The organism is Rhizobium sp. BK418 (assembly GCF_004341105.1).
Lineage (GTDB): Bacteria > Pseudomonadota > Alphaproteobacteria > Rhizobiales > Rhizobiaceae > Rhizobium.
Genome location: NZ_SLZK01000004.1, coordinates 186,739 through 209,547, shown reverse-complemented (window position 1 = coordinate 209,547; position 22,809 = coordinate 186,739). Strand labels below are relative to the sequence as shown.

Sequence of the window (22,809 nt, the reverse complement as noted above, 5' to 3'; positions counted from 1 at the left end):
ACGATGGACGCCATGGTCGCGACCAAAGGACATTATATCGACGCTGATCCCTATCCCTGGCCTTATAACGGTGCCCTGCGACCGGATAATACGGCCCTCATCATCATCGACATGCAAACCGACTTTTGCGGCAAGGGTGGCTATGTCGATCACATGGGCTATGACCTGTCGCTGGTTCAGGCGCCGATCGAGCCGATCAAAACGGTCTTGGCCGCCATGCGCGCCAAGGGCTATCACATTATCCACACCCGCGAGGGCCATCGGCCCGATCTTGCCGACCTGCCGGCCAACAAGCGCTGGCGTTCACAGCGCATCGGCGCCGGCATCGGCGATCCAGGCCCTTGCGGGCGCATCCTCACACGCGGCGAACCCGGCTGGGACATCATTCCGGAACTTTATCCGGTTGAGGGCGAGACCATCATCGATAAACCCGGCAAGGGCTCCTTCTGTGCTACCGATCTCGAACTGATCCTCAACCAGAGGCGTATCGAAAACATCGTCCTCACAGGCATTACCACCGACGTCTGCGTTTCCACGACCATGCGCGAAGCCAACGACCGCGGCTTCGAATGCCTGCTGCTCGAAGACTGCTGCGGCGCAACCGATTATGGCAACCACCTCGCCGCCATCAAGATGGTGAAGATGCAAGGCGGCGTCTTCGGCTCCGTCTCCAATTCCGCAACGCTCGTGAGCCAGCTGCCATGAGAACGATCCGTGACACGCCGCTACCGCAAGCCGGCAAGGCTGTCGGTCTCGACACGATCGACATGACGATGCGCTTTGGCAGCTTCACCGCGCTCGACCATGTCTCGATCAACGTATCCTCGGGCAGCTTCCACGCTCTGCTCGGTGAAAATGGCGCCGGCAAGTCGACCCTCGTCAAATGCATCATGGGCTTCTATCACGCCACCTCCGGTTCTCTCTCGGTCGATGGTCGCGAGGTGGCGATTGCCTCGCCCAAGGACGCGGCGAGCTACGGCCTCGGCATGGTCTATCAGCATTTCACGCTGGTCCCTTCGCTGACGGGCGCCGAAAACCTCGTCATCAGCCGCGCGGAAGTCCCCGCTATCATCAACTGGGCCAAGGAGCGGAGGGATCTTTCCGTCTTCATGGAGCGGATGCCGTTCAAGATCCCGCTCGAGCGACCGGTGAGCGAGCTTGCCGCCGGCCAGAAGCAGAAGCTGGAGATCGTCAAGCAGCTGTATCTCGGCCGCTCCTTCCTCGTCCTCGACGAACCGACCTCAGTGCTGACGCCCGCGGAAGCCGACGAGATGCTCGGCCTCGTGCGCGCGATGACCGAGCGCGGCGAGCTCACCGTGCTGATGATCTCCCACAAGTTCCACGAGGTGACGAAATTCGCCGATGCCGTCTCAATCCTGCGGCGCGGCAAGCTGGTCGGCACAGGAAAGGTCGGCGAGCTCTCTACCGCAGATATGGCGGCGATGATGATCGGGGACGTCAAACTGGCCAAGCTCGATACCCGCGTTCCAGTCTCCGAGAGCGCCGGTCCGGTGCTGAAGGTCGAACAGGTGAAGGCGCCGGATCGATCCGGTCTCAAAACCATCGAGATCGACAATCTGATGGTCCGTTCCGGCGAGATCGTCGGGATCGCCGGCATCTCCGGCAACGGCCAGAAGGAACTGACGGAAATCCTCGCCGGCCAGCGGCCGACCGATGCCGGCAGCGTCAGCGTCAACGGCGAGCCCTACGGCGCCACACGTCGCGAGACGCGCAAGAACAATGTCCGCTTCATCCCCGAGGAACCGCTGCAGAACGCCTGCGCGCCGCGCATGACCGTCAGCGAAAATCTTTCCTTTCGCACCTTCGACCTCAAGGCGGACGGCAAAGACGCGATCTGGCTGAACAAGGGCAGGATGAAGAAGCGCGCCACGACGCTGATCTCCGACTTCAAAGTGAAGACGGCCTCGTCGTCCTCGCCGATTGCGTCGCTTTCCGGTGGCAATGTCCAGCGCGCCGTGCTTGCCCGCGAACTGACCGGCGAAGTGGACCTGTTGATCGTGTCGAACCCATGTTTCGGACTCGATTTTTCCGCCGTTGCCGAGATCCGAGCTCGCATCATGAAGGCGCGCAATTCCGGCGCGGCGGTGCTGCTGCTCTCCGAGGACCTCGACGAACTGCTCGAGATGTCCGATCGTATCATGGTCATTTCCGAAGGAAGACTCGTCTACGAGACGCCGGCGCGTTCGGCCGACATCGGCGTGATCGGCGCCCATATGGCAGGGCATCACTGATGGGGGAAATCAAGGCAGAACCCTTCGTCTTTCCGGTCAAGCCCGACCGGCTCGCCCTCATTGTCATCGACATGCAGCGCGATTTCGCCGAGCCCGGCGGCTTCGGCGCCAGCCTCGGCAATGATGTCAGCCGCATCACGAGGATCGTGCCCGATGTGAAGCGACTCATCCAGGGCTTCCGTTCCGCCGGGCTGCCGGTCATCCACACGATGGAGTGCCACAGGCCCGATCTTTCCGATCTGCCGCCGTCCAAACGCGATCGTGGCAATCCCTCGCTCAGGATCGGCGACGAAGGCCCGATGGGCCGCATCCTTATCTCCGGCGAACCTGGCACGGCTATTCTCCCGGAACTTGCACCGGTCAAAGGTGAAGTGGTTATCGAAAAACCAGGCAAAGGCGCCTTCTATGCGACGGAGCTCGGCGAAGTGCTGCAGCAGAAGGGCATCCGGCAGCTCGTCTTCGCCGGCGTGACGACGGAGGTTTGCGTGCAGACGACGATGCGGGAGGCGAATGACCGCGGTTACGAATGCCTACTCGCCGAGGATGCGACGGACAGCTATTTCCCCGACTTCAAGGCCGCCGCCATTGCAATGATACGCGCCCAGGGCGCGATCGTCGGCTGGACGGCTCGCGTCGACGATATTCTGGAGAGCATCGCCCATGCCTGAAACCACGCACGAACTCCTGACTTCGGGCGGCTGGAAGGACCTTGACTTCGGCCCCTTCCGCGAGGGGGTCACGATTCACTGGATCCGGTCCTTCGAGGGTGACCAACCGGGCGTGGCACTCTTGAAGTATGAAGCCGGCGCCTCTGTTCCGCGCCATCGGCACGAGGGACTCGAAACCATTCTCGTACTCGAAGGCGTCCAATCCGATGAGGCGGGCGACTACGGCCGCGGCAGCTATATCGTCAACGCTCGCGGCACCGAACATTCTGTCTGGAGCGATACAGGCTGTGTCGTGCTCATCCAATGGGATCAGCCGGTGAATATATTGGAAGAAAAATAGGATGGTCGATTTTGGCGCCGCCCACGGGCCTGCGCAGGAAGAACCGGCCGGTTTGCACCGGCCGGGCTGAAGTCAGGCCTTCATAAAAAGGTCGCTGGTGAAAAACTGCTCGGGCGGCAGCGGATCCTTAACCGTGCCGAACTCCGCAAACATCTTGTTGAAGTCCAGCAGCCACTTGTTGACCGTGCCATCCTTGGTGAAATCGTCCAGTTCCTTGCTGGTGAGGATCTTCCGGCTGCGGGCAACCTTCTCGGTTGTTTCCGCCGGCGCGTTGATGAAGGCGGTCGTGATCTCGATAGAACGATCGAGATTTGCCGCGCGATAATCCATCGCCTTTTTCATGACGCGCAGGAATTTCTTCACAAGGTCAGGATTCTGTTCGACGATCTCGTTGCGGGCGACGAAGGTGTTGATGAACGAGGTCTGGGGATAGAAGTCCTGGTTGGATGCCAGTTCCTTCATCTCGGGAACGCGTGGCTTGATCGTATCGATCAGCGGGTACCAGATGCCGGCGCCATCGATCTGCTTCGAGGTGAAGGCGGCTACCACGGTCGACGGATCCATCGGCACCACCTGAATGTCGCCGATCGTCATACCGGCTTTGGTCAGTGCCATGCGCAGGATCATGTCACCGGATGTTCCCTGCGGAACGCCCACTTTCTTGCCCTTCAGATCCTGGATCGATGCGATATTGGCTTGCGCGATGACGCGATCGGAGAAGCCGATATCGTTGACGCCAAGCACTTTGGCCTTGCCGCTTGCAGGAAGCCAGAGGGCGCCGGGGCCGATCGTACCGAAATTCAGGCTGCCGGCACCCATGGCCTGGATCTGGATCGGACCATTGGTGAAGACCTTGATTGACGGCGTTACGCCTTCGGCTTCCCAGAGCTTCTGATCCTCGGCAATTGCCAGCACGCTCGCATTCGGAAAATCGGGAATGTAGCCGATTGTCATGTCGGCCGATTGTGCATTGGCCCTTCCGCCGATGGAAAACGCGCTCACCGCAGCCACGGCCGCTGTGGTCTTCATCAGATTACGTCTCGTCAGCATATTCATTTCCTCCTTGTGACAGCCGATGATGAACGCAAAGGTCAGGCGGCGGCCGGATGGTAGACCGACCGCCAGACCTCGTTACGCAATGTCGAAAATTCCCTTGAAAGCCGCATCTCCTCCGTGCGCGGATAAGGCAGATCGACCGGTATGATCCGGTGGAGACGGCCCGGCCGGGCGGCCATGACGACGACGCGGCTCGCCAGATACACCGCCTCGTCGACATCATGGGTGATGAACATGACTGTGCGACGCTCCTTGCTCCATGTGGCAAGCAACTGGTCCTGGAGCTGTACGCGGGTCAACGCATCGAGAGCACCGAAAGGTTCGTCCATCAGCAGGATCTTGGGGTTCACCGCATAGGCTCGCGCAATTGCGCAGCGCTGCTTCATGCCGCCGGAAAGCGTCTTCGGCAGCGAATCGGCAAAATCACTGAGGCCGACGAGACCGATGAAGTGATCGGCAATCCTGCGCCGCTCCGCCTTGGCATGACCTGCAACCTTCAAGCCGAACTCGACGTTCTGGCGAACCGTCAGCCAGGGAAAGAGGGCATATTGCTGAAAAATCACGCCGCGTTCAGGCCCAGGGCCTTTCACCGATACATTGTCGACCAGCACCTGCCCTGACGAGGGCGCAATAAGGCCGGCAGCAATGTTCATGGCAGTCGACTTGCCGCAACCGGACGGACCGACAACGGTGATGAACTCGCCATCCTCGATGTCGAGGTTAAGACCTTTGAGCGCAGCGAAGGATGTCTGCCCGGCAATATCGAAAGTCTTGTTGACGTTCTGGAACGAGATCTTGGTGCTCATAGCTTTTCCTGCCATGCCGTCAGCAGACCATCGATCACGATCACGATGCGGTCCATGATGAGACCGAGAACACCGATGGCGATGAGGCTGACGAAAATCGTCGGAAGATCATAGTAGAGTTGGGCCTGTTGCATGCGGAAGCCGAGACCCGACTGTGCTGCGATGAGTTCGGCAGCGACCACTGTCGCCCACGATGAACCGAGACCGATGCGTATGCCGACCATGATATAGGGCAGCGAGGCCGGCACGATGACGCGACGGAAGATGGTGAAGTCGTTGGCACCAAGCACACGGGCGGCGTTGATCAGCGTCTTGTCGACATTGACGACGCCCTGGTTGGTCGCAACAACGCTGGTCAGGAACGAGGCCAGGAAGATGACGAAGATCTTCGGCGTTTCGTCAATGCCCATGGTGACGATCGCCAGCGGAATGATAGCGAGCGGTGGGATCGTGCGAAAGAACTGGACATAGGGTTCGACGATGCCGCGAGCAATACGATACCAGCCCATCAGGAAACCGACGGGGATGGCGACGATGATTCCAAGGGCGAACCCAGTAAAGACGCGGCCGAGGCTTGCCAGCGCATCCGACCAGAGAAGGCCGTTCTCAGCCTGGATCACGGCCTGTTCGGCGACTGCGATCGGTGTCGGCAGACCGACAACGCCCTGGCTGGTGACGAGCGCCCAAATCGCAATCCCGACGACGACCGCGATGATGTTGATGATCAGCATGCCTGCCGACCCGGACAGGAGGGATGGCCGTACCGCGGGCTCCGGCTTTTCTTCACTTGTTGCAACGGACAATGTCATGCCTCCCTCGCGAAAGCGTGTCTGAATGCGGAAGCCGACCGTTCATCGGGCACCTGCCATCACGTCACGCGTCTTGAAGTTCGAACTGATCAGCCAGTCGCGCATAACGTCGAGAAGCTCCTGCTTCTGGCCAGCGTAAACGGGGTCGCTCCAGAGGTTGTTGACCTCCTTCGGATCGTTTTCGAGGTCGAACAGCTGACCGTCCGTCGATCCTTTGAAGTGAACGAGCTTCCATCTCTCGCTCCTGACCCCTGTCATGAATTCCACGCCTCCAGCCATCGCAACGTCGCCGATCTGCTCGCAAAACACATGACTGCGCGGGATCCAGTCCCGGCCTTCGAGCGCCGGCTTGAGGCTCCGGGCCTCGAAGCTTTTTGGCGGGGCGATCCCGGCATATTCGAGGATTGTCGGGCCAAGGTCGAAGAGCTGGCAGAGCCCATCGATCGAGCGGCCGCCTTCGAAGCGATTGGCGGTCGACCAGATGACCGTCGGTACGCGGGTGACGACGTCGTACATCGACCACTTCTGGATCAACCCATGCTCGCCGAGGCACTCGCCGTGGTCGGACGTAAAAATGACAATCGCATCCTCCAGATAGCCGCGCTCCTTCAGCGCGGCCAGAAGCTCGCCGATTTTTTCGTCGATCAAGGTGACGTTGCCGAGATAGTGCGCCCAGAGCCGGTGCATCTGGTCCGGCGTCGGATCGAGGCTCCAGACGACGGAGTCATGATCGACTTCAACATCATGCTGCCGCTTGTCCTTCAGCTCCTGGTGCAGCGACTGCAGCTCTTCCGGCGCGGGCTTCGGCAATGGCAGGTCGTTGCGTTTCAGATAAATTTCCGAGTAACGCGCCGGCGGATCGAAGGGCGGGTGCGGTCCAGGGAAGCCGACCTGCAGGAACAGTGGCTCGGTTAGCGGATAGGTGTTGACCCACCACTTGGCCATGTTGCCGACAAAGGCGTCGGCGTGCAGTTCGTCGGGCAGTTCCCAATCGAAGCAGCCAAGCCGCTCGCGATAGTCATCGCGCGTGCGGTAGGATTCGCGCTGCTGTTTGACGAGGCCATTGACGGCAAGCGCCTTGTCCCACTCGTCAAAGTACCAGCGGCCTTCTAGGTAGCGGTCCTTGTTTTCCACGACGTACCGCTCGTGGAAACCTGAATCCGAATTATAGGGGATCGTGTGCATCTTGCCGACATTGACGCAACGATAGCCGGCGTCGCGCAGTTGCTCGACCCACGTTCGCTGCCATTTCTGGCCATTTGCCAACACGCCGGTCGTATGCGGGTAGTAGCCGGTAAAAAGGCTTGCACGCGAGGGAACGCAGCTCGGCGCGGTAATGTGACAGTTGGTCAGTGCCACGCCTTTTTCGATAAGCGCATCAATATTCGGAGTCATGGCATACGGAAAACCGAGCGCCGCAATCGTGTCGTAGCGCTGCTGGTCCGTCATGATCAGAATGATATTCGGCCTTTCAGCCATGCTTTCTCCTCCAGCCCGCCGATCCCGGCACTGGGCTTCCGACTGTTGAAATGGGCAGACGCCGTTCCTCTCCGCTTGCCTCTCGATCAAAAAAATGGCATAAAGTTATCGATAACGCAACGCTCACTTTGGCGAGTTTCACGCGAATGGAATTTGAGACTGTCGAAAAGGATGCGCGCAACGCGCCGACACTTGCCTCGATCGCGGAGAAAGTGGGCGTTTCAGTCAACACCGTTTCACGCGCATTGCGCGCGCCCAACACGGTCAGGCCGGAACTTCGCCGCCGCATCAATGCGGCAATGGAGGAGCTGAACTACGTACCGAACCGCCTTGCCGGCGGCCTGTCGAGCACGCGCTCCGATATTGTCGGCGTCGTCGTGACATCGCTTTATTATTCGGAATTCGCGAGCATCATCGATTCATTGCAATCGGCACTCCTGGAGCGGGATATGCAGGTCATGCTCGCCAATACGAGGTACGATGCCGCTCAGGAGCTGCGGCTCGTTCGTTCGCTTCTCAGCTGGCGCCCCGCAGCGGTCGCCATCATCGGCGTAGATCACGCGCCGAAAGTAGTCGAACTCCTCAAGGCATCCGGCATTCCTATCATCGAAATGTGGGATACCGGCGGCGAGGTGATCGACACGGCCGTGGGCTTCGATCACACCGCAGTCGGCGCGGCGCAGGCCAGCCAGCTGATTGCCGGCGGCTATCGGCGACTTGCTTTCCTCGGCAGCGTCCGAGAGAACGACAGGCGTGCGCAGAAGCGCCTGAAAGGGCTGCAGTCAGCCGCCGCCATGGCCGGCCTGCCGGAGATCGTCACGCATACCGATCAGCAGGGCGGCAGCTCCGAACTCGGAGAGCGCCTTGCACACGAGCTTCTCGAACGTCACCCGCACATCGATGCGATTGCCTGCAACAGTGATGTGGTCGCATTCGGCGTACTTCGTGCACTCAAGAAACGCGGCAAGCGCATACCCGAAGAGATCGGCGTGATCGGCTTTGGCGATAACGAGGCGGCCGGTTGCGTGAGCCCGGCGCTCACGACGATCCGCCCGGACCGCGAGACGATCGGTCGGCTGACGGCCGAAGCCATATTCGCGCGGATCAATGGAGCGCAGCCGAGCACGACATTGGTCGAGTGGAAGATGATGGTGCGGGAAAGTGCCATTCGCAAGGAAACACGATGACAAGCTGAATGCCGCAGGCGATGGTGGCCTGGTGCGCCTTGCGAACGTTTCCGTGGCTATGCGGAGCAGGAGATAGCTTCCGGCGATCGCAAATAGATCAGAAGATATTATCGGCATCCCGCCTTATTTCGCTAGTATGATCCAGTCGTCGAAGTGACGGGCTTTCGAATACTATTTCACCGGTACAAAGAGTTTCTCCCTCATCACTTGCGGTCAAGTCCTTGGCGCGTCGCTTGGCCGCAAACCGTCGAGAAATTCCTCCGTCATCGCAATGATTTCCTGCAGCCACAGATGAATGCCAAACAGGCCGCCGGCCTCTTCGACAAGAGCCGAAGCGAAGCGCTGGCCGTGGTCAACAATCTCATCGAGCGAAAGGTTATCGGACAGCTGAGCGAAGCGCAGACATTGCACCGGTACAGCGAGGAACTCGACCGGAGGCGTCGGGAGGCAGTCGGCGAGACCTTCTAACCGTCGGTGGATGAGGCAGGTCGTCTTTCCTTGATGAGCAGAAACCGGCGTGCAACGTGTCTACGCACCCGAAAGGCGTTCAAACGCCGCTACGGCGTCCTGTTCATTCTCCGACCTGTCGCGCGTTGCTTGTTGGCGTGCGGCCGGAATGGGCCCCGAACTTGACGCTTGCCAGCGTCCAACCTTGCGTCTTCAGCGCACTTCTGATCCGCCATTTCAGGATTTCTGCGATCAATTCCTGCTTGGTGCCTTGATGGGTCGCATCGTCCCAAAGGTTGTTGATCTCCTTCGGGTCGCGTTCCATGTCAAACAGCTGGCCTTCATCACTATCGACGAAATGCACGAGCTTGTAGCGCTGGCTGCGGATCATGGTCATGAATTCGCTGCCGTTGAAAATGCGATCGCCAGCATGTTCGGAGAAGACGAACTTGCGCGGCTCGCAGTCCTTGCCTTCGAGGTAGGGCGTCAGCGATTGCGCCTCCATCCAGTCGGGAACGGGCAAACCGGCCATTTCGAGAATGGTAGGCGCAAAATCGAAGAGCGAGACGAGGTCGTCGACAACTCGGCCCTGGGCTACCCGCCCCGGCGACCAGACGATAGCAGGAACACGTACGCTCTGCTCGTACATCGACCATTTCTGGCTGTGGCCGTGATCGTTCAGGCTGTCGCCGTGATCCGAGGTGAAGATGATGATCGTATCATCGAGAACACCCCGCCGCTCGACAGCCTCGATCAGCTTGGCCATCTGCGCGTCGATCATCGAGACATTGGCGAAATAATGCTGCCGCTGGCGGCGCAACTGCTCCTTGGTCGGCTCGGCCAGATGCACGACGGCATCATGATCGACGGCGAGATGCTGCGCTCGCAGCTTCTTCAAGGCCATCGGCTGCGCGGCAAGGTCGTCGTCGCTGAGGATCGGCTCGGGGAGATCGACGCCTTCATAAAGGTCCAGGTAGTGCTGCGTGGGGTCATAGGGCGGATGCGGGCCCGGGATGCCGATCTGCAGAAAAAACGGTTCGCTACCCGTGTAGCAATCCAGCCACATCTGGGCGAATGCCGGGACGAAATTATCCGAATGGAGCTCGTCCGGGAGTTCCCAGACGAAGGCGCCGAGCGATGAGCGATAATCTTCCCGCCGACGATAGGTGACCCGGCTCGGTTTTTCAAAACCGCGAGCCCAGATCGCCTTGTCCCAATGATCCAGAAAAAACGGCAGTCTCGCCGTTGCCCGGTCCTTGTTCTCGACCACGTGGCGCTCGTGGAAGCCGAAGGCATCCTCGAAAGGGGAAGTATGCATCTTGCCGACATTGACACAGCGATAGCCGGACTCGGCCAGTTGCTGCACCCAACTGAAGGCCCATTGCTCGTCATTGCGAAAGACGCCATTGGTGTGCGGGTAGACACCGGTAAACAGACTGGCACGCGACGGAGCGCAGGAGGGTGACGTTACATAGGTCTGACGGAAATAGGTCCCTTCCCTTGCCATCCGGTCGAGGGTCGGCGTCTTCATGTGCGCAAAGCCGCCGGCGGCAATCGTATCGAACCGCTGCTGATCCGTTATGACGAAAATGATGTTCGGACGCTTCTCGGCCGTTCCCACCTATTCCCTCCAATGCTTGTGTCTTCGTCCGCCACACGCCCTTGGGGACATGCGCTACGGAGCCTCAACTCCGTCCGGCTGGACATCGTAGGCGATGCGGAAACCGGTATTGCTGGATGCGCTGTCTGGAGACAGGCCCATTCTGGCTGCGATACGGTAGCGGAAGCAGTAGCTCTTGTGGCAAAGAAAAGAGCCTCCCTTCAGGACCTTGTCGGCGCTTTGCCTTGCCTGCTCGTTGCGGATCTTTGCCTGGCGCGACAAAGAGCGCACGCGAAACGGATCGCTCGTCCATTCCCAGACATTGCCGGAGAAATTGTAGAAGCCGTCCTCGGTCGGCGCAAAGCTGCGTGCCGGTGCCGTACCGTAGAACCCATCCGCCCGTGTATTGTCATGCGGGAAACGCCCCTGCCAGATATTGCAGAAGATCGTCTCGTCGGTCGGTTCGTCGTCACCCCAGGGATACCGTCGCCTTCGGGTGCCGCCGCGTGCGGCGTGCTCCCATTCCGCCTCGGTCGGCAGGCGACCGCCAACCCAGCTCGCAAAGGCGACCGCATCGTTCCAGGAAACCTGCGTGACGGGATGGTCCAGACGCTCCTCGACCGAACTCCCGGGACCTTCCGGCATGCGCCATATGGCGCCGTCCACCCTCCCCCACCATGGGGTCAGCGTAACGCTTTGCGCAAGCAAAGCCTTGTCCCGCAGCAGGCCGGAAAAGACCGCAGCACAGCCGAAGGTTTCGGCTTCCGTCACATAGCCGGTCGCCTCGACGAACGCGGCAAAGCGAGCGACGGTGACCGTCTCGGCTTCGAGGAAAAAGTCGTTAATCGTGACTTTGCGTTCCGGCCCCTCGCCGTCCACAGCAATTACGGCATCATTCGTTCCGACGAAACTCTCACCGCCCTTGACGGCGATCACCGCGCCGGCCTTACCGCGGGAGACGATCTTCGTGACATTTTCCGGCCCGTTGGCCTCATTGTTGCGGCTGACTGCCGAACAGCATGCGCTCATACTTACATCCAATATTATCGACCAGTGCCACGCGTTTTCACGAGCTACCTGCCACTGTCGAATTGCATTTCGAGGTGGAAGAGATGAGAGACTCCGCGCGGTATCGGTACCAGCGCCCCACTCTCGCGCAACTGATGTCGCCGCAATCGATCGTGAGCCGCAGCTTCGATGCAGACTAGATTTATTCCTTCGTCCGCGTTGCGCAAGGTCTGCAGGAAGGATAGTTCGTCGCCATCAGAAAGCTCGACCTCGCATCGGGTCGCATCGGACGGCCGCACCTTAATACCGTTATACGCCAGGCAATCACGCGATATATCGTCACCGTTGAAGCATTTAATCTTCGAGGACGGGGCCGTTCCAGCCTTCGGAGATCAAGCCGCGCCGCATCAGGAAATAGCTGTAGCGCCTGCCGCCAGGACAGCACCTATGAATCGGTGGGCGTTCAACGCGTCATCCCCGGTAACGCGAAGCAACGCACCGTTTTCGATCGCATCGATGAAATTTCCGATCAACGCCCGGTGCATATCGTGGCCAAACGCCATCGGATTTGCCCCCGCCCCGCTTCCAGTCGTTTCACCGCCCGCTATTTCTCTGGTACCGTCGATAAAGGCAGCGTCCAATCTGTCACCGGTCAGGACAGCGGTGCCGTTTGTACCGATCAATTCGATGCGCTCTGTAAAACCAGGATAGGCGCAGGTCGTGGCGTTGAGCGAACCGATTGCGCCGCCTTCGAAGGAGAAGGCTGCGGCAACGAGGTCCTCCGTTTCCATCCTGTGAACAGGGGTTGTGCGGACGAATGCGGAGATCCCTGTGGGCATACCCGCATAGTTCAGCAGCAGGTCGATCGTGTGAATGCCTTGGGTGAGCAGCACGCCACCGCCGTCGCGCGCCACCGTCCCGCGACCTTCGGCGTCGTAATAGCTTTGCGGACGCCAGTTGCGGATCGCAGCCGATGCTTCCACGAGATCGCCCAGGCGCCCGGACTTAACGATTTCATCGAGTTTGAGCGCGGCATCGCGAAACCGGTTTTGCAGCACCACCCCGAGGAGTATGCCGGCGTCTTTCGCTGCCTTGACGATCGCTTCGGAGCGGTCGAGGGAGATGTCCAAGGGCTTTTCGAGCAGAACATGTTTTCCGGCCGCTGCAGCGCGACGGACGAGTTCCAGATGACTGCCCGGGGGCGTCACGATCAGGATTGCCGCAATCGACGGATTTTCAAAGATCGCATCGAGGTTGTCGCTTATGGGGATGGTCGGAAACTGTTCGGCAAAAACCTGTCGTCGGCCGGCCGTCCGGCTGTAGGCGGCCACGCATTCGATGCGGTCAGAGAGATCTAACAGGGCGCGGGCATGATGGCCCGCTGCCATACCGAGCCCGATTATCGCGACCCTTGTCTTCGCCATTGTCTCCATCCGTGTTCGTCGTCGATCTCAGCCGAGGGCTTTTCGCCGGCGGCTGGCATGCCCAAGAAAGATGGCGGGACGGACATTTTCACCCGTCTATGAGAGCCGCACGCCTGACGCTGCATCGAACAGATGACTGTTTGCCGGAGCAAGCGTCAGATTGAGCAACTCACCCGTCTTGACGACGAGACGTTCGCGTAGCTGTGCGGAGATCTTTTGGCCATCGACCATGCCTTGAACGAACGTCTCCGAGCCGGTGGGTTCGATATTGGTGACTACAACTGGAATGCCGTCCCCGTTTGGCGCGATCGTCAGGTGTTCGGGGCGGATGCCGTAGCTGACGGCGGCGCCGGACGCAAGCAAAGCCTCAGACCCGACAGGCAGACGAATGCCGTTTTCCGTCACGACCGACTTTCGGTCCTCACCGATCCTGGCCGACAGGAAATTCATCGACGGTGACCCGATGAAGCTTGCAACGAACGTATTGACCGGCCTGTCATAGAGGTCGAGGGGCGAACCGATCTGCTCGACAATACCGTCGCGCATGACGACGATACGGTCGGCCATTGTCATTGCCTCGATCTGATCATGGGTGACGTAAACGGTAGTGGTCTTGAAGCGCGCGTGGATATCCTTCAATTCGGCTCGCATCTGGACACGCAGTTTGGCGTCGAGATTGGAAAGCGGTTCGTCAAACAGGAAGACTTTCGGATTGCGTACGATAGCACGTCCCATGGCGACGCGTTGGCGTTGGCCGCCGGACAGCTGCTTCGGGTAACGCTGGAGATAATCGCCAAGACCGAGGATGCGCGCCGCATCGGCCACCCGTGTGGCGATCTCCTCCTTGGAGGCCTTGGCGAGCCGCAGCGAAAAGCTCATGTTCTCGGCAATAGTCATATGCGGATAGAGCGCATAGTTCTGAAAGACCATGGCAATGTCGCGGTTCTTCGGCTCGACATCGTTGATGACGCGACCATCGATACGGATCGTGCCGCCGGTGATCTCTTCGAGCCCCGCGATCATCCGCAGCAAGGTGGACTTGCCGCAACCCGAAGGCCCGACCAGCACAACGAAGGCGCCGTCTGGTACTTCGACAGAAACGCCCTTGATGGTTTCGAAGTCGCCATAGGCTTTGCGGACATTCTGGATTTCAACGGAAGCCATAAGTTCATCCTGATTTTCGAGTGGTCGACTGCAGACGGTCGACAGCGTGAATGGCTGCAAGCAGACTAAGACCGGTATGATAGCCGGGGTCGAGATCGGGTGTGGCGGGCACGAAGTCGACCGGCCCGTCCGTGGTCATGGTCTGGTAGGCGATCGGCGGCGTGCCGCGCCAGTAGTGCTTGAAGAAGGCAGCATGTGCTGCCGTCCACACCCGCAAGCTCTCGGCGCTGCCGGTGCGGGTATGCGCAAGCGCGGCCGCCCGGATCGTTTCCGGCAGCGACCACCAAGGGCAATAGGGGCTCTGTGCCTGACCGGTCGCAATAGAGACCGTCAGCGCGATGCCAGGCTCGACAAAGCCCTTGTCGAAAGAGGAGATTGCGATGCGCTCCAATATCTCGATCAGTGCCGGATCGGCATTTTCGTCGAGATAGTCAAATGCGAAACCGGCGAACTCAATGCCGTGGCCGACATTGCAGAGATCTTCTCCTGGCACATTGCGTAGCAGACCGGTCGCGGGGTCGAAATGCCGATCGATGACATGGGCGATGAAACGATCGGCAAATGCCAGATGAGCCGTATGGCCAAAGCGCTTCAGCATGGCTGCTGCGCCAAGCAGGATCATGCGCGGGCCGAAGTCATCGGCCTGATCGGCGAGACTGTCGAGGGACAGCGGACGACGTTCGTCGATTTGGAAGCGACCGCTCTCTATTGCAGCGATGACCCTGTCGAAATAGGCGAGATGATCGGCAAGGCCCGGCAACCCGTAGCGGCTTGCGGCTGCGACCAGTCCCTTGGCAACGAAGGCGTCCGAATAGGAATAGATCAGCGCCGGCTTCTCCTGCGCGAAGATGCGATTGGCGCCATCGGCATAAATCGCGGTCATGGCACGATCGTAGCAGAAATAGGCATGGCCGTCCGGCATCTGCAACGCGGCCAGACGATCATAGAGCCGCCGGCCAGCTTCATCGAGCTTTTCGGCGAGCGGCGGCAGTTCCGTCTCGAAGAATTCGGCGTGACCGACCAGTGCTTCCAACCCGCGTCCCTGGATCCATCCATAGGTGTAATCCGGACCGCGCATTGCGTCTTGCCCGCTGTAATCTTGCAGCGTCAGGCTGTTCTGCTTCGTGTTCAAGAACCCGCCATGGAGCACCGGTCGCTGCAGCATCCAATAGAGCGTGCCGGCATTGGCTGCGGCATAGGTCTTGCGTGCCTCGTCTAAAAACGCCACTGCCGCTACTCCTTGAGACCGGTGCTGGCGACGCCCTGAACGAAGTTTCGTCGCAGGATGACAAACAGCAGGATGGATGGGATGAGGACGATGGCGGAAGCGGCGCTGAGGCGCCCGAGATCGACGGTAAAGCCGGTCTGGAAGAGCGCAAGGCCCACTTCGATCGTGTAGCTCGACCTTGTCGTCGCAATGATGATCGGCCAGGCGAAGGCGGTCCAGGCCTGGAAGAAGGCAAGCACGGCGAGAGCCCCGAGCGCGCCGCGAAGCAGCGGCAGGACAATGCGGAAGAAGATCCAGAACTCGCCGGCGCCATCGATACGCGCAGCCTCCAGCAACTCGTCCGGGATCGAATGGATGACGTTCTGGCGGACGAGAAAGATGCCGAAGCTCATCACCAGATAACCGAGTAGCAGACCCCAGACGGAGTTGAGGATGCCGAGGCTCTTGGCCTCGAAATAAAGTGGGATCATATAGACTTCGAACGGCACGATCGCGGTTGCCAGGAACAGCGCGAAAAGGATGTTCATCGTCCGGAAACGGAACTTCCCGAAAACATACCCGGCAATGGACGAGGTCGCGACGATCGCGATCGTCGACATCACCGCGAAGGCGATGCTGTTGCCGATCCAGCGGATAAGCGGCGTGTCGGCAAGGACAGCCCTGAAATTGGCGGTCGTCGGGTCGTGCGGAATGACGGTCGGTGGCCAGGCCAGCATTTCCGCCGGCGTCTTAAAGGCATTGGCAACCAGGAAGACGAGCGGCAGCAACATGAGGATGGAGACGATGAACAGAAACACGTCGATCGCAAGATTGGTCAGCTTTTTCTTACGGCGCAGGCGCTGTCCCTCTGCCAGTTCCTCGGCGGTGGGTTCGACATGGATCAAGGAAAGTTCTGCAGTCATGCCCTTCCCCTTTCTCTCAGCATGGAGAACTGGATCAGCGTCAATACCAGGACGATAACGAGCAGCACGACTGCCTCGGAAGCCGCATAGCCGACGCGGTAATTGCGGAAACTGTTTTCCAGCATGTCGAGCACGAGCACCCGCACCTGACGTCCCGGCGCGCCTTGGGCGTCCGAGGCGAGCACGAAGGCCTGGGCATAGACGTTGAAGCCAGAGACCAGGGTCACGACCGAAACGTAAAGCGTGATTGGTTTTAGCATCGGGATCGACAGATACCGGAAGCTCTGCGGTCCTGAGGCGCCATCGAGCTTGGCGGCTTCGTAAAGCGAAACCGGCAGGTTCTTGAAGCCGACGAGATAGATCAGCACCGCATAACCGAGCGCCTGCCAGGAGCACAGCACGATAATGCAGATGACCGAGAGGACGGGATCAAACAGCCAGTTCTGCGCCGGAATGCCGATGAAGGTCAGCATCGCATTGAGCGGCCCGAGGCGAGCATCGAAGATCCACTTCCAGGCCATGGCGGCCGGGACCAGCGACACGACGTGGGGAATAAACACGGCGGTTTCGTAAAACCCTGCCATGCGCGAGCGTGTGCGATGGAAGATCAGCGCGGCAATGATCAGCGCCATCGGGATGGTCAAAATCAGCACTCCGAAAGCGATGATCGTCGTGTTGACCAGGGCGTCGAGAAACAGGTGATCGCCCATCAGCTCGCGAAAATTGGCAAGCCCGATAAAGGGCTTGTTCTTCGAGAGGATGTTCCACTGGAAAAGGCTGAGCCTCAACGTGTCGGCGATTGGATACAGCCGCACATAGGCAAAGATCGCCAGTGTCGGCAGGATCGCGAGGATCGCAAAGAGGAATCGTTTGCGCTTCAGCATTCAGATAACCTGTAGACGAGCGGCTTGGCGCACCGGGAGCAAAGCCTGATTCTCGGATGCGCCCGGGACGATGCGATGATGCCCCGGGCAGGCGATGTCAGCCAGAACTGCCGGCGATTATTTCGCGAGCAGACCTTCGCGATCGAGAATCGTGTCCACTTCGTCGCTCGTCTTCTTCAGGAAAGCATCGATCTTGGCATCATCGTTCGCAAGCGACGGATCAGCGAAGGCGACGACGAGCTGGGCTGCAACGCGGGTGAGGATTTCCTCGATTGGACCGATCGACGGCAACGTGAAGAACTTGTAGCCTTCGGGATAGTCGACAAAGGCCGCAAAAGCCGGCTGCTTGGAAGTGACCGGCGCGTAGTCGACGCCTGAACGGTTCGGAAGCCAGCCGACATTCTGCAACAGCCAGACGAGGTTTTCCGGCGAGTTCGCCTCTTTGGCAAATTCCCAGCCGATCTTGGCGGCGGCGTCGTCGCCGACGACATAGAGATTGGTCGGCAGCGCGATCGATCCGGTCGGAAGCGGTGCGGTCGCATATTTCAGGTTGGGCGCCTTCTGGGCGATGTCTCCGATGACCCAGGATTCGCGAATGAACATCGCGGTCTGGCCCCGCTCGAAGGCATCGGCATCGGCAGGCATTTCCGGCGTTACCGTTTTGTCGGTGAAGACGAGCTCGAGATATTGCTTGAGCGCCTTGCGGCCAGCCTCATTGGCGAAATCCGTCTTCCATTTGCCGTCGCCGGCTGCCACCAGGATCGCACCGCCATACTGGTGCATGTTGGTCCAGAATTTTTCGGCAATGCCCTGCCCGCCCCCCGACAAACGCAGGCTCCAACCGGAAACGGTCGGCTTGCCCGATCCGTCACGCTGGGTCAGCTTCTTGGCGTATTCTGTGTAGTCTTCCATGGTTTTCGGCGGCGTTGTCAGGCCGGCTGCCTTGAACATGTCGGTATTGTAGAAAAGCGAACCCTGGCCGCGAAAAAGTGGGACGCCGTAGACCTTGCCGTCATAGCTGGCGATATCGGTGAAGAACGCATCAAAATTCTTCGGATCCTTGACGAAGGCGGAAATATCTTTCGGTGCCTCCGGCAGGATGCCGTTTTCAAGATAGCGGGTGGCCGTTGAGCCGGATAGCTCGATGACGGTGGTCCCTTCCTGACCGCCGCCGGTCAGGCCGAGCGCGACGCGTTTTTCGTGCTCGCGCAGAGCAATCGCCTCCACCTTTACATCGAGGTCCGGATGGCTGGCCTTCATCCCCTCGGCAACATGCTGGTAAAAGGGGGCCATTTCCGGATAGCCGCTCCAGACCGTCAGCGTTTCGGCCGAAGCGCCGCTCACGCCGCCGGCGAACGTTCCGGCAAAGATTGCACTCAGAAGCAATGCCCGGGTGGAAACCCTGGTCGTGACTGGTGTGATTTTCATATCCTGTTCCCTTGTTGTTATTGACAAAAAGCTCTCATGCAACCGGTTGCGTGTCAAGCTTTGCATGGTTTTTGACGATCACATGGATCATCCCTTCTTCCTCCTCAACCGCGGGTCGCAAGTGCGATCGCGCATTCGGCAAGCGCTTCTGCGGCGCCCGGAGCAAAGCTCATCGGCAGCCCGTAATAACGGTGGGCCTCATCGATCTCGTAGCCACCGAACCGGAACTCGCTCGCCGGCGGGATGTAGCCCGGATTGTCATCTGCAAACCCGATGACGAAGGCCGGCCTGTCGCGACCGAGCGCAGCACGGATGGAGAGCGCCGTCTCGGCAAAAATTTCCCCCGGCAAGGCGACAACCGGCGCGCCGCCCCAGTCGAGGACAGTGACACGGGCCGCAATGGGTTCGGGCATCACTGGCGCGATGGTTTTCGCCCAGTCGGCCCAATAGCACAGAAGCGCTCTGTGGGCTGGTTCAGCCATCAGAGCCTCTGTTCGCCAGCGCCGTTCGAGGACAGCAGCGGCTTCCGTTTCACGCCGCTCGAAACCAAGCGCAACGGTGCCGTTGCGAACGCTCACCAGATCGGACACCGGCTGCTCTCCGGCACGAAGCGCGGCCTCGGCGATTTTGCGGCCGATCCGGCCGGCCATGTCGAACGTCCGATCCTGACTGGCCGAAAGCGTGATCGAAGCGTGAGCCGAGTGACCTGTATTGGCGTCACCGACGCAGCCGGTCATGAACAGTGCGACAGCCCCCGGATACACCTCCTCCAGGCACTGACGGACGAAGTGCGGATAGTCCGCGGTCCAATGGCGGTTGTCTGCACCAAGCACGACCGGATGGCAGGCATAGGCTATAACAACCGCGATCATCACGTCGTCTTCGCCACAAATACGCAGTATGGGCAGGCATGTGTCCACCGGCCCGCCGGGATGGCGCCGGTTGCGGGCGACCTCCGGGTCGGCGCCCTGCCCGACCGTGATCATGGCTGGCCTTCGTGCGCAAACTGCCTTGTCGATTGCGGCGACGCAGGCATCCTCCAGACGCTCCAGATAGGCCGGATCGGCAGTAAGACTGAGCCTTCCCGCCATCGAAACCGGGCCGCCATGGGTGTGAAGAGCCGCCACAACGACATTTTCGGCCGGGAGCATACACCGATTGCGGATCCGCGCACTCATCGTCGCATCGATGCCGATGACATCGGCAACGACAATAGCAGTTTCGCCGATCACCACTGCGCGTGCCGTCAAGTCATCATGCGTGCCCTCGGCCGGCAGGGTACGGGCCGCAAAGCCGGACATCGGCAAGCCTGGCGTTGGCGTGATATCGACGATGGCAGCTCCGGCCAGGATCATCTGCAAAACGCCCTTTCACCGTGGACCCAGGTCTCGCGGACTTGGAGCGCGCGATCGCCTTGCGACCAGTCGAAGCGAATGAGATCGGCCCTCGCACCAACCTGCAGCCGCCCGCGCCCCCCGACCAGCCGGCCTGGGTTGCGCGTAGCGAGCAAAAGCGCCTCGGCCAGAGGCAGGCTTGCCATTTCGGCGGCCATCGCGACATTTGCCGACAGCGGCAGGCTGGCACCGGCAAGATAGGGGGTGCCGGCAATACCGATGCGCCCCTCGGCCGAGACCTCGACAGTGCCGCCGACGGACTGCTCGTAAAGGCCGGCCGGCATGCCGGCGAGCGCCACCATGTCGGAAACGAGGAATGCCCGTTCCATGCCCTTGGCGCGCAGCATAGCCTTGAACGTATCGGCAGGCAGATGCCAGCCGTCGGCGATGAAACCGGCCGTCAAGCGATCATCGGCAAGCTGCGCCCAGATGACGTTTGGATGGCGTGGCAAGACAGCCGCCGCGCCATTGCCAAGATGCGTGGAGACGCTCGCGCCTGCCTCCGCAGCCGCATGGATTTGCTCCGGCGTCGCTGCCGTGTGGCCGAGTGCGACAAGGACGCCTTTGGCGCTCAAAGCCCGGATGTAGTCGCTGCTGCCTTCCAGCTCCGGTGCCAGGGTTACCATGGCGACGAGATTGCCGGATACCTGCTGCCAGCGCTCAAATTCGGCAACCGAGGGCGGCCGGACATGTGCCAAGGGATGCGCGCCTCGCGGACCATCTTCCCTGGAAATCGATGGTCCTTCGACGTGCACGCCCGGCACCATCTCAGCAATCAGCCGGTGGCCGGCGCGGCTTTTGCCGATCACCTGGAGCGCCTGCAGGATCGCCGATTCCGGCGCCGTGATGAGTGTCGGGAGCCAAGTGGTCACGCCGACGCTCAACAACTCCTCGCAAAGCGACAGCATGATATTTTCCGTCACCTTGCCGGCGTTGAGATCAAAACCGCGAAAACCATTAACTTGTAGGTCGACGAGGCCCGCAGAAAGAAAACTCTTGTCCGTCTTCTCCGCCGGTCGGATCGCGGCAATCGTCCCGTCGAGGATATCGACGCTGATACCCTTGCCGCTGCTCGGATCGATACCGTCGACGGTGACCATCAGAGCGCCTTCACCCGTCCCTGGAAATTTGCGATGAAGCGGCCGTTCGCCTCGTCGCCGCCAGGCGCATTGCCGCTGCGCCAGACAGGTGGCTCGATGCCCCTTTCGGCGAGCTTCGCAACCGTCCGGATGACGAGGCAGTTCAATGTGAAGGCGTTGGCGAAGGTGGAAACTGCCGCGATATTTTCGCCCATGCCCGCCACACGGACAACAGCATCGCCGATCGGTACCTTGCAGTCGATCGCGACATCGACGATGTCGTGCAGATTCTGTTTCGTAGGATGGCGGGCTGGATGATCCGCGGAGGTGTTGATCGCATGCTGGCGAGAGCTGACGCCGATCAGGAAGACGCCACGCTGGCGCGCTTCCAACGCCGCATCGATCAGCGCGGCATTGATCCCATAGGCGTTTACCAGGATCAGCAGATCGCTTTCACCGAGACGCTGATTGGCGATCACCACCTTGCCGTAGCCTGGCGTACGTTCAACCGCCATGGAGCGCAGCGCACCGTTTGAGAGCAATGTGCCTTCATCGAGGATGGCGCTGATATGCATCAGGCCGCCGGCGCGGAAAAAGACTTCTTGGGAGGCGAGGTTCGAATGGCCGCCGGGGCCGTAAATGTACACCAGACGATCGACGGCGATCTGATCGGCAAGCTTTGACGCCGCCTCATCGAGCGGCACCCTCTCCTCTTCCAGCACGCGGCGCATCAGGGCCTGGGTGGCGGCAAAATAATCGGCGCAAAGCGCATCGGCATCAATGGCGTCGGTTTCAGGCATCGGGGTCGGAGTCCCTGTCGATATAGAGAGTGCAGGCCTCGTGGTTGCGCAGGATGGTGGCCGGGCAATCGGTGCTGAGCGGCCCGAAAAGGGTTTTCGACACCGCATCGCGCTTGACCGCGCCCGGCACGACGCAGAACAGACGACGTGCGCGAAGCAGGCGCGGCACGGTCAGCGTAATGGCTTTGTGCGGTACCGATGCAAGATCGGGGAAGCAGTCGTCATCTACCTGCTGCTTTCGGCAGACATCGTCCAATTCAACGATCTTCACGTCCAGCGGATCGTTGAAATCTGCGACCGCTGGGTCGTTGAAAGCGATGTGGCCGTTCACACCGATACCCAGGCACACCAGATCGATCGGCGCCTCGTTCAACAAACCGGAATAGCGGGCGACCTCCGCCTCGACATCCGGCTCCGGGGTTATCCGGTGAACTGCGGCAAACGGCAGCCGCGTGAAGACATAGGTGTCGAGCCAATTGGCAAACCGCGCCGGTGAAGTCGGATCAAGGCCGATATATTCGTCCATGTGAAAAGCCGTTACCCGCGTCCAGTCGATGCCTGGCTGAGCGGCAAGTGCCGAAAGCATCTCGGCCTGGCTGGGGGCGGCCGCAAACACCATGCGCACGGTCGACTGCCCGGACAGACATTTGATGAGCGCGCCGGCAATGTCTGCGGCAGCGGCAGCTCCCATCTCGGTCCGCGTGGCGAAGCTTTCGACCGTCAGCCTGTCGATGGCCCGGCTTGTTCGCGGCGACGGACGGTGAGCGGTGGCAACGTTCAAAATGGGCTCCATGTCGGCGATGGGAGCAAGCGTCGCACGACCGCAGGAACGGCGGCGTCCGGTCATGTTCCCT

21 protein-coding genes and 1 pseudogene are annotated in these 22,809 nt (G+C 60.3%); 6 read left to right on the top strand and 16 right to left on the bottom strand.

The genetic code is table 11. The features are described from left to right. Positions 1-3: 3 nt before the first annotated feature. The 4 genes from EV281_RS17925 to EV281_RS17910 are packed head-to-tail and all read left to right on the top strand — an operon-like array spanning position 4 to position 3,260. Complete coding sequence (locus EV281_RS17925) at positions 4-705, top strand: isochorismatase family cysteine hydrolase (RefSeq protein WP_132654715.1); 702 nt, start codon at positions 4-6, stop codon at positions 703-705. After that, complete coding sequence (locus tag EV281_RS17920; RefSeq protein WP_132654713.1) at positions 702-2,252, top strand: ABC transporter ATP-binding protein; 1,551 nt, start codon at positions 702-704, stop codon at positions 2,250-2,252. The genes EV281_RS17925 and EV281_RS17920 overlap by 4 nt, the downstream gene beginning before the upstream one ends. Continuing rightward, positions 2,252-2,920, top strand: coding sequence for a cysteine hydrolase (locus EV281_RS17915; protein WP_132654711.1), 669 nt, complete (start codon positions 2,252-2,254; stop codon positions 2,918-2,920). The genes EV281_RS17920 and EV281_RS17915 overlap by 1 nt, the downstream gene beginning before the upstream one ends. Beyond that, the gene (locus EV281_RS17910; RefSeq protein WP_132654709.1) at positions 2,913-3,260 is read left to right on the top strand and encodes a cupin domain-containing protein; all 348 of its coding nucleotides are present in this window, start codon (positions 2,913-2,915) and stop codon (positions 3,258-3,260) included. The genes EV281_RS17915 and EV281_RS17910 overlap by 8 nt, the downstream gene beginning before the upstream one ends. Before the next feature lie 72 nt (positions 3,261-3,332). Here the strand turns inward: EV281_RS17910 and EV281_RS17905 are convergent, their stop codons facing one another. From EV281_RS17905 to EV281_RS17890, 4 genes are all read right to left on the bottom strand, one after another. After that, positions 3,333-4,310: an aliphatic sulfonate ABC transporter substrate-binding protein gene (locus EV281_RS17905; protein ID WP_132654707.1), complete on the bottom strand. Its 978-nt coding sequence runs from the start codon at positions 4,308-4,310 to the stop codon at positions 3,333-3,335. Positions 4,311-4,351: 41 nt separating this feature from the next. Then, complete coding sequence (locus EV281_RS17900) at positions 4,352-5,122, bottom strand: ABC transporter ATP-binding protein (RefSeq protein ID WP_132654705.1); 771 nt, start codon at positions 5,120-5,122, stop codon at positions 4,352-4,354. Further along, entirely contained in the window at positions 5,119-5,853 is a 735-nt protein-coding gene (locus EV281_RS17895; protein WP_165911933.1) for an ABC transporter permease, read from the bottom strand. Before EV281_RS17895 ends, EV281_RS17900 begins: the two co-directional genes overlap by 4 nt. 120 nt (positions 5,854-5,973) lie before the next feature. Next, positions 5,974-7,410, bottom strand: coding sequence for a sulfatase-like hydrolase/transferase (locus EV281_RS17890; protein WP_132654701.1), 1,437 nt, complete (start codon positions 7,408-7,410; stop codon positions 5,974-5,976). A 146-nt stretch (positions 7,411-7,556) separates the two neighbouring features. Between EV281_RS17890 and EV281_RS17885 the strand changes: the two genes are divergently transcribed. Both EV281_RS17885 and EV281_RS17880 read left to right on the top strand, forming a co-directional pair. Beyond that, positions 7,557-8,597, top strand: a complete 1,041-nt coding sequence (locus tag EV281_RS17885) for a LacI family DNA-binding transcriptional regulator (RefSeq protein ID WP_132654699.1) — start codon at positions 7,557-7,559, stop codon at positions 8,595-8,597. Positions 8,598-8,837: 240 nt separating this feature from the next. Then, a pseudogene (locus EV281_RS17880) lies at positions 8,838-9,065 on the top strand (chloride channel protein); the annotation flags it as partial. Between the two features lie 103 nt (positions 9,066-9,168). On the opposite strand, the gene EV281_RS17875 reads toward EV281_RS17880, so the two are convergent. The 12 genes from EV281_RS17875 to EV281_RS17820 all read right to left on the bottom strand — a co-directional run bounded on the left by EV281_RS17875 (position 9,169) and on the right by EV281_RS17820 (position 22,646). Then, positions 9,169-10,665 carry a sulfatase-like hydrolase/transferase gene (locus EV281_RS17875; RefSeq protein WP_132654697.1) on the bottom strand — a complete coding sequence of 499 codons (1,497 nt, stop codon included), beginning with the start codon at positions 10,663-10,665 and terminating at the stop codon, positions 9,169-9,171. Between the two features lie 54 nt (positions 10,666-10,719). Then, a complete protein-coding gene (locus EV281_RS17870) occupies positions 10,720-11,673 on the bottom strand; it encodes a formylglycine-generating enzyme family protein (RefSeq protein WP_132654695.1) in 954 nt (317 codons plus the stop codon). Between the two features lie 386 nt (positions 11,674-12,059). Then, positions 12,060-13,076, bottom strand: a complete 1,017-nt coding sequence (locus EV281_RS17865) for a Gfo/Idh/MocA family oxidoreductase (RefSeq protein WP_132654693.1) — start codon at positions 13,074-13,076, stop codon at positions 12,060-12,062. Positions 13,077-13,172: 96 nt separating this feature from the next. Then, complete coding sequence (gene ugpC, locus EV281_RS17860) at positions 13,173-14,240, bottom strand: sn-glycerol-3-phosphate ABC transporter ATP-binding protein UgpC (RefSeq protein WP_132654691.1); 1,068 nt, start codon at positions 14,238-14,240, stop codon at positions 13,173-13,175. A gap of 4 nt (positions 14,241-14,244) precedes the next feature. Next, on the bottom strand, positions 14,245-15,468 hold the full coding sequence (locus EV281_RS17855) for an AGE family epimerase/isomerase (RefSeq protein ID WP_132654689.1): 1,224 nt from the start codon (positions 15,466-15,468) through the stop codon (positions 14,245-14,247). A gap of 5 nt (positions 15,469-15,473) precedes the next feature. Further along, positions 15,474-16,370, bottom strand: coding sequence for a carbohydrate ABC transporter permease (locus EV281_RS17850; protein ID WP_184327439.1), 897 nt, complete (start codon positions 16,368-16,370; stop codon positions 15,474-15,476). Next, complete coding sequence (locus tag EV281_RS17845; RefSeq protein WP_132654687.1) at positions 16,367-17,254, bottom strand: sugar ABC transporter permease; 888 nt, start codon at positions 17,252-17,254, stop codon at positions 16,367-16,369. Before EV281_RS17845 ends, EV281_RS17850 begins: the two co-directional genes overlap by 4 nt. A gap of 117 nt (positions 17,255-17,371) precedes the next feature. Further along, entirely contained in the window at positions 17,372-18,682 is a 1,311-nt protein-coding gene (locus EV281_RS17840) for an extracellular solute-binding protein (RefSeq protein WP_132654685.1), read from the bottom strand. A gap of 104 nt (positions 18,683-18,786) precedes the next feature. Beyond that, the gene (locus tag EV281_RS17835; RefSeq protein ID WP_132654683.1) at positions 18,787-20,037 is read right to left on the bottom strand and encodes an alkaline ceramidase; all 1,251 of its coding nucleotides are present in this window, start codon (positions 20,035-20,037) and stop codon (positions 18,787-18,789) included. After that, a complete protein-coding gene (locus tag EV281_RS17830; protein ID WP_132654681.1) occupies positions 20,034-21,176 on the bottom strand; it encodes an amidohydrolase family protein in 1,143 nt (380 codons plus the stop codon). The genes EV281_RS17835 and EV281_RS17830 overlap by 4 nt, the downstream gene beginning before the upstream one ends. Continuing rightward, positions 21,176-21,955: a sugar isomerase domain-containing protein gene (locus EV281_RS17825; RefSeq protein ID WP_132654679.1), complete on the bottom strand. Its 780-nt coding sequence runs from the start codon at positions 21,953-21,955 to the stop codon at positions 21,176-21,178. Before EV281_RS17825 ends, EV281_RS17830 begins: the two co-directional genes overlap by 1 nt. After that, a complete protein-coding gene (locus EV281_RS17820) occupies positions 21,948-22,646 on the bottom strand; it encodes a 6-phosphogluconolactonase (RefSeq protein ID WP_245508319.1) in 699 nt (232 codons plus the stop codon). Before EV281_RS17820 ends, EV281_RS17825 begins: the two co-directional genes overlap by 8 nt. Positions 22,647-22,809 lie beyond the last annotated feature (163 nt).

Coding starts and splice junctions, on each gene's coding strand:
- EV281_RS17900 (WP_132654705.1), bottom strand. CDS start 5,122: ATGAGCACCAAGATCTCGTTCCAGAACGTCAACAAGACTTTCGATATT.
- EV281_RS17885 (WP_132654699.1), top strand. CDS start 7,557: ATGGAATTTGAGACTGTCGAAAAGGATGCGCGCAACGCGCCGACACTT.
- EV281_RS17865 (WP_132654693.1), bottom strand. CDS start 13,076: ATGGCGAAGACAAGGGTCGCGATAATCGGGCTCGGTATGGCAGCGGGC.
- EV281_RS17870 (WP_132654695.1), bottom strand. CDS start 11,673: ATGAGCGCATGCTGTTCGGCAGTCAGCCGCAACAATGAGGCCAACGGG.
- EV281_RS17850 (WP_184327439.1), bottom strand. CDS start 16,370: ATGACTGCAGAACTTTCCTTGATCCATGTCGAACCCACCGCCGAGGAA.
- EV281_RS17845 (WP_132654687.1), bottom strand. CDS start 17,254: ATGCTGAAGCGCAAACGATTCCTCTTTGCGATCCTCGCGATCCTGCCG.
- EV281_RS17915 (WP_132654711.1), top strand. CDS start 2,252: ATGGGGGAAATCAAGGCAGAACCCTTCGTCTTTCCGGTCAAGCCCGAC.
- EV281_RS17830 (WP_132654681.1), bottom strand. CDS start 21,176: ATGGTCACCGTCGACGGTATCGATCCGAGCAGCGGCAAGGGTATCAGC.
- EV281_RS17825 (WP_132654679.1), bottom strand. CDS start 21,955: ATGCCTGAAACCGACGCCATTGATGCCGATGCGCTTTGCGCCGATTAT.
- EV281_RS17905 (WP_132654707.1), bottom strand. CDS start 4,310: ATGCTGACGAGACGTAATCTGATGAAGACCACAGCGGCCGTGGCTGCG.
- EV281_RS17910 (WP_132654709.1), top strand. CDS start 2,913: ATGCCTGAAACCACGCACGAACTCCTGACTTCGGGCGGCTGGAAGGAC.
- EV281_RS17925 (WP_132654715.1), top strand. CDS start 4: ATGGACGCCATGGTCGCGACCAAAGGACATTATATCGACGCTGATCCC.
- EV281_RS17840 (WP_132654685.1), bottom strand. CDS start 18,682: ATGAAAATCACACCAGTCACGACCAGGGTTTCCACCCGGGCATTGCTT.
- EV281_RS17895 (WP_165911933.1), bottom strand. CDS start 5,853: ATGCTGATCATCAACATCATCGCGGTCGTCGTCGGGATTGCGATTTGG.
- EV281_RS17820 (WP_245508319.1), bottom strand. CDS start 22,646: ATGGGAGCTGCCGCTGCCGCAGACATTGCCGGCGCGCTCATCAAATGT.
- ugpC (WP_132654691.1), bottom strand. CDS start 14,240: ATGGCTTCCGTTGAAATCCAGAATGTCCGCAAAGCCTATGGCGACTTC.
- EV281_RS17835 (WP_132654683.1), bottom strand. CDS start 20,037: ATGATCCTGGCCGGAGCTGCCATCGTCGATATCACGCCAACGCCAGGC.
- EV281_RS17920 (WP_132654713.1), top strand. CDS start 702: ATGAGAACGATCCGTGACACGCCGCTACCGCAAGCCGGCAAGGCTGTC.
- EV281_RS17890 (WP_132654701.1), bottom strand. CDS start 7,410: ATGGCTGAAAGGCCGAATATCATTCTGATCATGACGGACCAGCAGCGC.